At 65.5% G+C, this 13749-nt stretch carries 6 protein-coding genes; all 6 read right to left on the bottom strand.

Translation table 11 applies throughout. The features are described from left to right. Positions 1–2: 2 nt before the first annotated feature. Positions 3–2363: a chemotaxis protein CheB gene (locus N4264_RS06870; RefSeq protein WP_261696320.1), complete on the bottom strand. Its 2361-nt coding sequence runs from the start codon at positions 2361–2363 to the stop codon at positions 3–5. After that, the gene (locus N4264_RS06865; protein WP_261696319.1) at positions 2350–9651 is read right to left on the bottom strand and encodes a FimL-related protein; all 7302 of its coding nucleotides are present in this window, start codon (positions 9649–9651) and stop codon (positions 2350–2352) included. Before N4264_RS06865 ends, N4264_RS06870 begins: the two co-directional genes overlap by 14 nt. 11 nt (positions 9652–9662) lie before the next feature. Continuing rightward, positions 9663–10535: a CheR family methyltransferase gene (locus N4264_RS06860; RefSeq protein WP_261696318.1), complete on the bottom strand. Its 873-nt coding sequence runs from the start codon at positions 10533–10535 to the stop codon at positions 9663–9665. A 178-nt stretch (positions 10536–10713) separates the two neighbouring features. Beyond that, entirely contained in the window at positions 10714–12747 is a 2034-nt protein-coding gene (locus N4264_RS06855) for a methyl-accepting chemotaxis protein (protein WP_261696317.1), read from the bottom strand. Between the two features lie 61 nt (positions 12748–12808). After that, entirely contained in the window at positions 12809–13354 is a 546-nt protein-coding gene (locus tag N4264_RS06850; RefSeq protein WP_261696316.1) for a chemotaxis protein CheW, read from the bottom strand. Between the two features lie 20 nt (positions 13355–13374). Beyond that, positions 13375–13740, bottom strand: coding sequence for a response regulator (locus N4264_RS06845; RefSeq protein WP_261696315.1), 366 nt, complete (start codon positions 13738–13740; stop codon positions 13375–13377). Positions 13741–13749 lie beyond the last annotated feature (9 nt).

Genomic DNA, 13749 nt, shown 5'->3' with positions numbered 1-13749 from the left:
CGTCAGGCCTTGGAGACTTCGGCAATGGTTTGCTTGGTCAACTCGGCCGGCGCACCGACAAAGCTGACGACGCCGGCCTCTTTGGCGCCATCGACCATCGAACTGATGACACAGGTATCCGGATCCTGCACCCAGACCTTGCCGCCTTTCGAGGCGAGGTAGCGGCTGCCGTCAATGGCGTCATGCGCCATTCCGGAGAAGACAATCGCGGTCGCCGCGTTGCCGAAGCGGTCGGCGACATCGCGCAGGACGAGGTCGATCGACGGGCTGTACGGTGACGCTTCGGGCAGGTGCGCCAGCTGGACGACGCCCTCGGCATCCACCAGCAACCGGTGTGTGGTCGGCACCACGACGACCTCGCCGTGACCGACGCGCTCGCCGTGGCTCGGACTACGGACCGTCAGCGGCGTCGCCTTGGCCAGTTGCGCAGCCATCAGCTCCAGGAACTCCGCGCCCATGTGCTGGGCCAGGATGAACAGCGCCGGGAACCGGGCCGGGAAGCCGGAAAGGTATTCGCGAACCGCCTCCGGGCCACCGATGGACGCGCCCAGTACGATGACGCGCTTGACGCCGGCGCCCTTGGGACGCAAGGGCGTCGCGGGAGCGTCAAGGCGGTGTTCGGCCACCGCTTCTTCACGCTGCTGCGGGGCAACCGCTTCTTCGATCGGCACCAGGTCGAGGTTCAGCGACGAACTGAAATCAAACTTGGACTCGTCGCCACCTTCCGGGGCGAGGTATTCCTCGGCCGCGACCTTCTCGATGCCGAAATCCTTGCTCGCCGGGGCGGGTGCCGCTGCCGGTGAGTCGGATTCCTCGTGGAGTTCTTCCAACGACCAGTTTCCGCCCGCCAGGAAATCCTCGGCGGATACTTTTTCGACCGTAAATTTCTCGTCTGTCTTCGCAGCCGGTGCCGGCGCCGCCTCAGCCGCGGTTTCGTCCACCTCGGCGAGGGGTTCCAGCGACCAGTTCATGGAGGGCTTGGCCTTGGATTCCGCGGGCTTGGATTCCGCGGGCTTGGGCGCCTGCGGCGCCACCGCAGCGGGCTTTTCCTCGACCGGCGGAAAATCGCTGCCGAATCCGGTGAAATCCGGGAAGTCATCGGACGACGGCAGGTCACGCGACCCGGGAAGGCCGCTGGAAAGCTCCGCCACCTCGTCGGACGCCCGGGACGGCGCCGCGGTCTGGCCGAACATCGCATCGAAATCGATGTCGCCCAGATCCGCCGTGGCGGCCTGCGCCGCCGGCTTTGCGGGCTCCGGTGCCGGAGTGGCGGGCGTTCCGAAAAGCGCGTCCAGGTCAGCTGCAAAATTGAACTCGTCGGCCGGTGGCGCCGCTGCGGGTCGCGCCGGCGGCGCGGCGGGCACGTCGAGGCCGCCGAAGGCGTCAGTTCCGAAATCCGTGTCCAGGCCGAAGTCCGGCGTGGCTGCCGGCGCCGTCGGTTTGCGCGCGGGTTCGGCCGGCGTGGCGCCAAGATCAAAATCGAAGTTTTCCTCAAATGCCAGACCGGGCGCCGCGGTGCCCGTGCCCCTGCTGGAGGTGTCGAGGTTGAACTCAAAGTCTTCGGCGGGCGGAAGGTTTTCCATCGACGAGACGGGGACCGTTTCCGCCGGCGTTACCGCGTCGCCGAAATCAATGTCGAAGGCCATGGACGATGCGTCGGACGCGGTCGTATCCGTGCGCGAATTGACGGCGGACGTCGGGATATCGCCGAGAAGGGAATCCAGGTCGAAGCCGAAATCCGACGCGGGTGCCGTCGTGCTGTCGCGCAGCGCATCCGCCGTGGAGTGTGACGCGGCCGGTTTCGCGGGCGTCGCCGCCGGCTGGTCGCCAAACAGCGCGCCGAGCGCGTCCTGCATGGCACTGTCGTGGGGGAACATCGCCAGCGAGGCCACGTCGGTCTGGAAGACGTTGGTCGGCGCAGCCTTGGCCGGTGCATCCGGAATGTTCTTCGCGATCTTCTGCGCGGGCGACGGCGGCGCCTCCGCACCGGCGGGACGCGGCGGATCTGCCACTTCGGGGCGACCCATGATTTTCGCGGCAAGGTGGCGCGACCAGCGCGCCTGCTCCCAGCCGGACAGGCCCGAGGAGACCTGCGCATCGTTGAAGACAACGTTGTAGCGGTCGTCGTCGAGCAGGTCGTACACCTCGTCCAGGTGCGCTTCGATTTCCGGATCGAGGTTGACGATCACCACGTGCGCGCCGGAACCCTCCAGCGCGTCGCGGTCCATCTCGGCGGTCAGCGCCTCGTAGACGACGCTGGCGCCCAGCTCGTTGAGCGCTTCTTTCAGATGCCCTTCAAGCTGGCTGGTCTGGTAGAGCAGCGCAACGCTTACGGGTTCATCGATGACGTCATGGGTGGGCACGGCTCAACCTCAAGGTTTCTTGCACATTACGCAGCAGGTCGACTTCCTGGTACGGCTTGCCAAGGTACCGCTCGACGCCGATTTCCATGGCGCGCTGGCGGTGTTTCTCGCCGGTACGCGACGTGATCATGATGATCGGCACCAGCTTCAGGCGCGGATCGTTCTTCATGTACGTCGCCAGCTCGTAACCGTCCATGCGCGGCATCTCGATATCGAGCAGCATCAGGTCCGGAACCTTGTCCTGCAGCTTTTCTACCGCGTCCAGGCCGTCCTTTGCCGTGATGACGTCCATATCGTTGCGTTCGAGCACGCGCGTGGTGACCTTGCGCATCGTGATCGAATCGTCGACGACCATCACCAGCGGCTGGCGGCGTTCCTCGACCGGCGGCGCCACCGGTACCGGCACCAGGGTCTCGATGTCCACGCCCGCTTCCACGCTCGCCGCACGCAGCGCGACGAAACGGCGGACCAGGGGTGCCAGATCGAGAATCATCACCACCGAGCCATCGCCCATGATGGTGGCGCCGAAGATACCCGGCACCGAACTGATCTGCGGTCCGACCGACTTCACCACGACTTCGCGCGAACCCACCACGCCATCGATACGCACCGCGGCACGCTGGTCGCCGGTGCGCGTCATCAGGAGCGGCACCTGCGTGTCGTCGGTGTTGCGCGGCATCGGCACATTGAGCAGCTGTGCCAGTTCGTAGATGTGGAATTCTTCGCCGGCGTAGGTGTAGATCGGGTTGATCGTCGCCATGCGACGGTCGAGGTCTTCGCGGCCGATACGCACCACGCCCTGCACCGACGACATCGGAATGGCGTAGGTGGCCTCGCCCAGCCGCACCAGAATGGCCTGCGTCACCGCGAGGGTGAAGGGCAACCGGATGGTGAAGACCGAACCCTTGCCACGCTCGGAATCGATGGTCAGCGTACCGCCGAGCTGCTTGATCTCGTTGTGCACCACGTCCATGCCGACACCACGGCCCGCGAGCTGGGTAACCTGCTCGGCAGTGGAGAAGCCGGTTTCCAGGATGAAGGCGTAAAGATCGCGGTCGGACAGCTGGGCGTCGGCGTTGAGCAGGCCGCGCTCGATCGCCTTCTTGCGGATGGCATTGCGATCCATGCCACGGCCGTCGTCGAGCACGCGCAGCACCACTTCCGTCGCTTCGCGGCTCACCTGGATCGTGACCGTGCCTTCCGGATTCTTGTTGTTGCGCTGGCGCTCTTCCGGCCCCTCGATGCCGTGGGCAAGCGCGTTGCGCAGCATGTGCTCGAAGGGCGCCTTCATGCGCTCGAGCAGGTTGCGGTCCATTTCGCCCTGCGCACCTTCCACCTTCAGCTGGGCGCGCTTGCCGATTTCCTGAGCCGCCTGTCGCACGGTGCGACGCAGCGACGGCACCAGCGAATCGAATGGCACCATTCGCGTGCGCATCAGACCTTCCTGCAGGTCCGAACTCACACGCGACTGCTGTAGCAACAGCGTTTCCGACTGGCGGGTCAGGTCGTCCAGGAGGTTCTGAATCGACACCAAGTCCGATACCGATTCACCCAGTGCACGCGAGAGCTGCTGCAGCTGCGAGAAGCGGTCCAGTTCGAGCGGATCAAATACAGTCTGGCCCGGTTCGTGGTGCTCGCGCTGGTAGCGCGCGATGATCTGCGCTTCGGTTTCCATTTCCAGCTTGCGCAGCTGTTCACGCAGACGGGCGACGGTCTGTTCGAATTCGACCAGGTTGAAGCGGAAGGTGGTGACCTGCTGCTCCAGACGCGAGCGGTAGATCGACACCTCGCCGGCGTAGTTGACGAGCGAGTCGAGGAGGTCAGACCGGACGCGGATCATTTCCTGCGGCGCGCGCGGTTCGTCGTCCTCGAACACCGGGCCACGCGGCGCCGGCTTCTGCGGCTTGGCGGCCGGCACTTCTGCGGCGGCCGGTTCGTCGGCTACCGGCGCTTCGGGTTCCGCGGCAACGGCCTGATCCACCGGCGCAGCCGCAGCCAGTTCCGCCGCGAGGTCACCGGAGACGAGCGCCTCGAAGCGGGCGATCGCGTGTTCGGGCATCGCGATGGCCTGTCGCTTGGCAATGCGCTGTACCAGGGCGTGCAGGCGGTCGTACCCCCGCTCGAAGGATTCCACCGTGCTGCGGTCCATCGAGCGACGGCCTTCGCTGATGGCCTCGAGCAACGATTCCATGGAGTGGGCGAGGTCGCCGATGGGCGCAAGGCCCGCCATGCGCGCGCCGCCCTTTAGCGTATGCAGGTCACGCTGCATGCCAGTGACGATCTCGCGATCGTGCGGCGCTTCGCGCAGCCGGGCGACCAGCGCGTCCGAGTGATCGAGGATATCCGTGCCTTCCTGCACGAAGATCTCAAGCAGGTCTTCGTCCATGTCAGGCAGGTCGAGCTTGCCGTCCGGCTGGGTGTCTTCGGCGATTGGCGGCAACACGACGTCGGCAGGATTTGCCACTGCCGTCATCTGCGTCGTCTCGGCGGCGGCCGCTGCTTCGGCTTCGGCCTGCAGACGCGCGGCTTCTGCCTGCGCCGCAGCCTCGGCTTCCGCCGCGATGCGCGCATCCTCGGCCGCTTGCGCCGCAGCTTGTGCAGCCAGCTCCTGTGCGTGGCGCTGCGCGGCGTCTTCCGCCTCGCGCCGCGCCGCCTCGGCTTCACGCGAAGCGCGTTCGGCCGCCTCGGCCAGGCCGCGTTCCGCTTCCTGCCGCGCCAGTGTCTCGGCTTCCGCGCGCGCCGCTTCGGCCTCTGCCGCAAGCCGTGCGGCCGCTTCCGCTTCGGCCTGCGCCTCGAACGCCAGGAGTGCGTCGAGCTCGACATCCGTCGGCGTCACGCCTTCCGACTCCGCAGTCGGCACGTCGCCAATCAGTGCAAGGGCGTCGTCAGAGAGCGCAAAGGCCGGTTCTTCCTGGGCCGGACTCGCCGGCGAATCCGAAAGCGCCAGGTCTTCGCCCAGCCCCGCGGCCAGCAAGGCTTCGAACTCCGCCTGCTCGCGCGACGAGAAGAGGTTTTCGTCATCCGAGGCCAGTGTCAGCGCGTCATCCGACGGCGCCGCTGCCGCATCACCGAACGCGCCCTCCTCGACCAGGCTGAGCCCGTCGGTGGCGGCGACGTCTGCATCGCCAAAAGCGGATTCGTCCGACAACACAACCGACGTTTCGCCGGCCGGCGGCTCGGTGAAAGCCAGTGCCTGGGCCAGCGCATCGCTGTCGCCAAATGCCGCTACGTCTTCCGCTACGGGTTCCGCAGCAGGCTCGGTAAGACCCGAGATCGCCTCGTCACCGCCCAGGAATGCCAGGTCCTCAAACGCCAGCTCCTCGGCCGGCGCTTCCGCCGCCGGCGTGGGCTCGGTGAGCGCGACGCTGTCGGTGCCGAAATCGCGATCCAGCTCAAAGGCCAGCTCCTCGTCGACAAAGGCAGCCTCCGCCTCGACCGGGGTCTCGGCGATCGCCCGCTCGATCTCCCGCGGCGCTTCAAACGCCGACGGTTCGTCGACCGGCGAGGTCTGGATCAGGGCATCGGCTTCGGCGTCGGACAACAGGCCCATGTCGGCAAACGCGGCCTGGGCTTCGGCCACTTCCGCGGCCGTGGGTTCTTCCAGCGGCGCCAGGCCCAGCTCCGGCGTGACGGCCGCAAAGGAACCGGCGTCGACCGGCTCGGGCGTTGCAGGCGCGACCGTGGCCGCCGCCGCGGCGGGGAATTCGGCGTCGTCCTCGTCCATCGGAACGTAGAGCGTGTGCGCCAGTTCGGGTTCGGGCAGGTCGTCGCGCAGCGCGATGATGCGGTCGATCAGCGCATGCGGCACGGCGCTGAGCACCTCGCCGCGTTCGAGCGATTCCATGACGGTGCGGACCAGATTGCTGGCGTCATGCAGCACCGCAAGACCACTCGGGCCTGGCGCTCCGTCACGGGCGCGCAGGCGCTTGATGTAGCCTTCCAACGGCGCCAGCACGTGGATGATCACCGGGATGTCGACCATCGCGATGGCACCGTGCAGCGTGTGCACCGCACGCAGCAGGGTATCGGTCGCCGGTTGCGGGTAGCGCGAGGAATCGGAGACGAAGGCATCGACCACGGTCAGATGCTGCGTCACTTCACTGCGCAGGATGTCAAACAGCACCGGATCGATATTGGGCAGCGGCCCCGTGACCGGCAGGTCGAACGAGACTTCGGCCGCCGGTTCTTCCGGCTCGCTGAATTCTTTGGTGATATCGAGCGTCTGGGTCAGCTCGGCCTCGGGAAATCGGCCGGGGACTCCCGCCGCCTCCCCGGCGGGACGACTTTCGGGCTCAACCGGAACAGCGACCATGCGCTTGACGATCCGTTTGACCTTCTTGGTCTTGGGGCGCGCTGGCGCCAGCCAGGCCTCCTCGCCGGCGCCGAGACGATCGGCGACGTTCATGATGCCGGCGATGTCCGACTTGGGTGCACCTTCTCCGCGCAGGCCGGCCAGCAGTTCGGGCAGCGCCGCAACCGCCTGGTCAACCAGCGTGATCACGGGTGCGCCGGGCTGGATGGTCTTGTCGAGCACGCGATTGAGCATGTTCTCGACCTTCCACGCGAACTCGCCCAGGGCGAGCGCGCCGACCAGGCGGCCCGACCCTTTGAGCGTGTGGAAGGAACGGCGCACCGGCTTGAGCTTTTCGAAGTCGTGGACGTCCGACTTCCACAACGGCATGTGCCGATTGAGGTTGTCGATCTCTTCCTGGACTTCCTCGACGAAGACCTCGCGGATCTCCTCGTCGATATCGTCGGAGGCGACGGCCTGGAAGCTCGCATCCGCCATGGCCGGCACGGCGTCCGTATCCTCGACTTCCTCTTCGATTTCTTCTTCCACCTCGACGTAGCGCACCGTGGGCGCCGGAGGCGCCACAGGCGCTACGGGTTCGATAGCGGGCGTGGCAATCGGCTCGGTCTCGGTAAAGCGCAGGCCGGTGAGATCCTGTGCCGGCTCCGGGATCGCCGGCTGTTCGCCGACCATCAGCGACTCCAGCCCTTCACCCGGCGCAATCTCGACGGAGAGGTGCAGATCGGCCGGCTCTTCGGACGCCATGACGATCGGTTCGGGCTCGGTCGTGGCGTCGGGAATACCCACACGCGCGACGTACTCGTCGATGTCCGCATCCGGCGTCATTTCCACGCTCAGGAACTGGGCGTCAGTCCCCTCGTCGGGCGAGCGGACAGCAGCCTCGACGGCCGGACCGCGACTGCCCGGCAGGGTCTCCACGAAACTGACGAACTCGCCGATCGACAGCGCGTTGGCGTCAGTGTCTGCCGGATCGAAGGGTGCCGGCGTCGATTCAATCACCGGCTCCAGGAAGGGCGTGGGCTCCGGACGGCGTTCGACGACAGGCGGCTCCGGCTCGGGACGACGCTCGACCGCCAGCGGTTCCGGCTTGCGCTCGGCAACGACGGGTGGTTCGGGCCTGCGCTCGACAACCGGCGCAGCCGACAACGCGGCGGCGACCGCCGAGGTATCAATCGCAGTGGGCAGCGGTGCGGCCGGCGCCACCGATTCGGTAGCGCGACTGCTCGGCGGTGGTGCCGCCGGCGGCGGTTCCGGATGGGTTCCGTCGTCCTCGGGAACCGGCCAGTAGCCCAGGGCTTCGAGACTTTCGCGGGTGACGTCGAGAATTTTCTCGCGGCCGGCGCGCTGGTCGCGCGTGGCTTCGAGGTAATACTCGATCGAGGCGATGGCATCGGCCAGCTTGTCCATCTGCTCGGCGGTGGGAACACGGCGCCAGCGCAGCAGTTCCACTTCGATGAAGCGCACCAGCCCATGCATCAGCTCGGACGGCTGCTGCAGGTCCAGCATGCGCAGCGCACCGGAGACTTCCTCCAGCAGGCGCGGGATCTGTTCGACCTTGGCGTGGTCCCAGGGCGATTCAATGAATGCGACGATGTCGTTCTTGGCCTGCGCCAGATTTGTCGTCGCTTCCTTCATCAGGGCGTCGAGGATCTTGCGCACTTCGGCCTTGGGCAGTTCCATGCCCTTGGCGCCGGTGTCTTCGGGCGTATCGGCGCCCAGGCGATCGATGTGATCGTCCAGCGAGGCTTCGACATAAAGCAGCGCACCGGCGACATCGAGCAAGGTGCTTTCGTCGGTCGGGCGCGTCTTGTTTGCGATTTCTTCCACAATGCCGCGCTGTTCCACCACGACGCGACGCGGCACCCCCAGCCCCAGCATGCCCAGCGTATCGCCGACGCGGTCGAGCACGTCGACCTGGGCCATCAGCTCGGCCGGGTCATTGCCCTGGGCGCGCAGGAAGATGTCGAGCGCTTCCTTGACGCGCAGGAGATCGTCCTTGATGGCCGCGGAAACGGTGTCCAGCAGAGCCCGGTTGTGACCGGAAATCGAGCCCTTCGCGTGCTCGAGCTCCTTGGCGCTGGGCATCAGCGACTGCAGCTTGAACGCCTGCTTGACCTCGGAAAGGCGCGGGGTCTCGCCGCTGGCATGCGCGACGTAGTACAGAAGGTTCTTGAGCAGCTCGCGTGCCGGGGTCGCGGAATAGGTCTGCTCACCCACGTCGAGCAGGCGCTTGATCTCGCGATCGACCTTGCCGAACAGCAGCTTCACCGCCGGGCTGGCCTCGATCGCCGCCGCCCCGACGCCGTCGAGCACGGCAGCAGCGATCCACCACATCCGACGCGGTTCCACCGCAAAGGTGAGGCTGTGGATGCGTGCCAGCACCTCGTTCAGTTTCTGCGTTTCGATCTTCGGATCGGCAGCGCGCAGCAATTTCAACAATGCGACCTGGTAGACGGTGCGCAACTTGGCCAGATTGGCCTTGAGCTCGGTTTCGGGCAGCGCACGCGGCGCGCCGTCGGCCGAGGCGGGCAGCGGCAGGGTGAGATCCGGCGAGAACAGCACGCTCTCGGAGAAGAGCTCTTCGCCACGCACGGCGCGAAGGTCGTTCAGAAGCGGCAGCAGGACGATGGGGATGTCCTTGTGGCCGCTCTGCAGCCGCTCGAGATAGTCAGGCAATTGCACGATGCCGCGCATCAGCACGGAATAGGCTTCTTCCTTCTGGCGGATTTCGCCTTCCAGGAGGGCCTGTGCCAGGCGCTCCATTTCCTCGACCACCATCGAGGCCCCGTAGAGTTCCACCATGCGCAACGTGCCCTGCACCTGGTGCAGGTAGGTGGCGCAGAAGCGCATCAGGCTGGAATCGGCGGGGTCGTCGACATACGCCTCCAGCGCCTGGCGCGCCTGCTTGAGGGTCTCGTCGAGTTCCTGTTTGACCCAGTTGAGCGTGGTGAAGTCGATGTCGTCTTGCAGTCTCATGCGCGTTTCTCTCAGCGGTTGCGCAGGAAGGCGAGCGCCTGCCGGTGCGGCACGCGGCTCAGGGCAGGATGCGCGAAGCTGGTGACTTCGCCGGCCCCCAAAACCAGCATTCCGCCGGGTTTGAGCAGCCCCGCCAGCGAATTGAGCAGATCTCGCCGGCGCTCCCGAGCAAAATAAATCAGTACATTCTGGCAATAAATCAGATCGAGCCGCTTGAGCGGTGCACGCGCGACATCGAGCAGGTTGAACTGCGCGAATCCGACACGCTTTCGCAGCGACTCCCGGATGGCGAAGGTGTCCTCGTCGATCTCGTCGACATAGCTGGACCGGTAATCGCCGGGTATTTCATTGAACTTGGAACGCGGATACAGCCCCGCCCGTCCCACGGCGAGTGCCGGCTGGCTGACATCGGTGGCTGTCACGCCGAAGTACACACGCGCGTCGCGCACGGCACTGATGTGGCGATCCAGCACCATGGCCAGCGTGTACGCCTCCTCGCCCGTCGCACAACCCACGCTCCAGGCGTGCAGCGCTGTCTGGCTGCCACTGGACACCATTCGCGGAAGCCATTCGTTGGCAATCAGGTCGAACGAGGGTGGATGACGGAAGAAGTGGGTTTCGTGCACGGTGAGACGATCGACCAGCGTGATCCACTCGATCGCCCCCTCGGGCATCTTGTGGATCTCCCGGAAGTAGTCGTCGAAGCGCGTCTGCCCGGTTTCACGCATGCGCCCACGCACGGCCGTAACGAGAAAGGCTTTCCGCGCCGGCGGGACAACCACGCCCGTCCGCCGCTCGAGCAGGTCTGCCCAGCGCGCGAATTCGGCGTCGTCCATGCCCTGCATGGCATTGAGCGCCGACCAGTTGCCAATCGCGAGGGCCATGCGCGCGAATTCACCTCATTCAGGCGCAAAGCGCACGACGTACCATCGTCGTACGGCATCGCGGATCGAACTTCCCCGCATCGGCGGGAAAGTGCTCGCCCCCTGACAAGCCGGAGGGCGTTGGAATTGGGGCTGCCGGCGACAGTTGCCATGACGGACCGTTCGGTTGCGGCGTCTGTCAGGTCGGCAGCTTGAAGTCCGCCACCGAGCGGCGCAAGTCCGCGGCGAGCTGGGCCAGGTTTCCGATCGACTCGGCCGTCTGGCTCGCGCCGAGCGACGTCTGCGTCGTGATTTCCTGAATCACGTTCATGGTGGCGGAGATGTTGGTGGCGGCAGCGGACTGCTGGCGGGCCGCTTCGGAGATGTTCTGAATCAGGTCGGCAAGGTCGTTCGACACCTTTTCGATCTCGCCCAGGGCCAGACCGGCGTCCTCGGCCAGGCGGGCACCGGCCACCACTTCCGCGGTCGTCTGCTCCATCGAGCTGACCGCTTCGTTCGTGTCGGACTGAATCGTCTGCACCAGCGTTTCAATTCGCTTCGTCGCATTCGACGCGCGTTCGGCCAGTCGCTGCACTTCGTCCGCAACGACCGCGAAGCCGCGGCCCGCTTCACCGGCCGAGGCCGCCTGAATTGCGGCGTTCAAGGCCAGAATGTTCGTCTGCTCCGCGATGTCGTTAATCAGTTCGACGATCGATCCGATTTCCTGCGAGGACTCACCCAGTCGCTTGATTCGCTTCGAGGTTTCCTGGATCTGGTCGCGAATGGAGTCCATGCCCTGAATCGTCTGGCGCACGATGGCCGCGCCCTTGGACGCGATTTGCACCGAGCGCTGGGCCACGTCGGCCGATTCGGCGGAGTTCTTGGACACCTCGTCGATCGAGACGGCGATTTCGTTGATGGCCGCCGAGGCGGAGGTGATCTGTTGCGCCTGGTGTTCCGCAGCTTCGGCCAGGTGCATGGCGGTCGCCTGGGTTTCCTGGGCAGCGGCCGATACCTGCACGGCCGTTTCGTTAATGGTGGTCACCAGGGAGCGCAGCGCTTCGACCGCGAAGTTCACCGAGTCGGCGATAGCGCCGGTGATGTCCTCGGTCACGGTGGCCTTCACGGTGAGGTCGCCTTCGGCCAGCGATCCCATTTCGTCCAGGAGTCGCAGAATGGCTTCCTGGTTACGCTGGTTCAGTTCGGCGGTGATCTGGTAGCGGCGGCGCTGGTCGCGGACCTGGGCGACGACGAGCAGCAGGGCGAGGATACCGGCGATGAGTGCCGCGCCAATGCCCCACCAGACATTCGGGAACAGGCGGCGGCCGCCCAGTTCGCCGATCTTGGTGGCCACGTCGTTGGCGCGCAGCAGCAGCGTCTGCGACTCGCGGAAGATGTTTTCCGACGCTTCCTTCACTTCCTGCAGGCCGGAGGCGGCGTCGAGGATCTTCTGCACCGGATCGGCCATGCCGGTCCACTTGGCGTAGACGTCGGTGAGGATTTCCTTGCCGTTGGGGTTGTCCAGGGCCTTGATGTTGAAATCCGGGCTGCCGTTGATCAGTCCGTTGAGCACCGCGCCGTACAGGCGCGCGTCACGCGAGAAGCCGTCGGCGGCAGACTGCGCGCCCTGGCCACCCTGGAGGATCTCCTGCACGCGTCGGATCATGCGGTCGGCCAGCAGCATCTGGCGGGCCGAAATGAGCACCTGCTGCGTGGAACCGCCGCGGTTGGTCAGGATGTTGACCACCTCGTCCATGCGCGAATTGAGGATCGGAATCTGGCCGGAGAAGTCGGTTGCCGTCGCCGCGGAGCTCAGGACGAGTTCGCGGTTGCCGAGAATCTTGGTCGCACTGGTGTTGAGCAGGGCCCAGGCCTTGGAGAGATCCTGGATCTGCTTCTCGACGTTGCGTTCCGTCGAGTAGGCCGGCATCCCCTTATCCTTGTCGCCCTTGTCGAGCTTCTGGATGTACTGGTCGATGACGTTGCGGGTGGCCTCCAGCTCCTTGAAGGCCTCGATGTTGCCGCCCGCCGCTTCGGTCGCGTACTTCGCGATCGACTGCGACAACACCTGGATCTGGGTGGTGAGGGCAACGGCCTGGCGGTCGTCCTCGTTCTTCTTGTTGAGCCAGAAGAAGTCGACTGCCGCCACACCGATGGCAAGCAGGAGAAGAATAATCAACAAGGTGTTCGTGCCTGACGCACGTTCCTTGACTGCCCCCGATGTTGTGCTCATGCCTTCACCTCACCCGCAAATTTGAGAACGTCCCGCGCCCACCGCTGGCCAGCGCGCTGGATCATGCCGCTGCCTGAAGGAATTCCGGCGTGCGGACCAGGGCGGCCATGCTGAATAATCCCCACAGCACTTCACCCAATTGATAGCGTTCCGGGACGAACCGCCCGTAACGCGCATCGGACTCTTCTTCCGCCTCGGCCCGCTGCTCGTCGGAAAAGTTGCGCTGTCCCAGAACCTCGTCGACCAGCAGCCCCACGCTGCCGCCATGCTGGCGAATGATCAGCACGCGTGTTGAATCCGCAAGCTGGCTGCGTTCGCCTTCCACGAAATTACGTAGATCAATCACCGGAACCAGGTTACCGCGCACGTTGGCCACGCCCAGTAGCCACGGCCGCGTGCCCGGTACCACGGTCAGCTGCGGAAAGGTCAGGATTTCGTTGACTTCCGCGATGCTGCTGACCAGGTAGCGGGTGCCGATCCGGAAGCCGATGCCGCGCCACAGGCCGGACGCCTCGACTTCCTCGGGCATGCCCGCGATGTGCGCGAGACTGCGCCGTTCGTAGTCGGCCAGCACTTCGAACGGAGTCAGTTGAAGCGTATCGGACATTACGGACATAGAGGAAACGCTCAACGCGGCAGCAGATTCTGGATGCGGGCGAGCAATTCTTTCTCCCCGACCGGCTTGGTTACGAAATCCTTGGCCCCCTGGCGCAGTCCCCAGACCCGGTCGGTTTCCATGGATTTCGTCGTTACGATAAGTATCGGAATGTGCGCCGTCGCGTCGTCGCGGCTCAACGTGCGCGTGGCCTGGAAGCCATTCATGCCGGGCATGATGACATCCATGATGACCAGGTCCGGCCGTTCCCGCCGGACCGCTGCAATTCCTTCCTCGGCATTCACTGCACTGGTGACCCGATGCCCCGCCTTTTCCAACAGCATCGTGAAGACGCGTACGTCGGTCGGCGAGTCATCGATGATCAGAATGTGTGCCATCGCTTCCCC

It is taken from the genome of Tahibacter amnicola (assembly GCF_025398735.1).
GTDB classification, from domain to species: domain Bacteria; phylum Pseudomonadota; class Gammaproteobacteria; order Xanthomonadales; family Rhodanobacteraceae; genus Tahibacter; species Tahibacter amnicola.
Note: the sequence above shows the minus strand (reverse complement) of the source record. Positions and strands in the feature narration are given on the sequence as shown.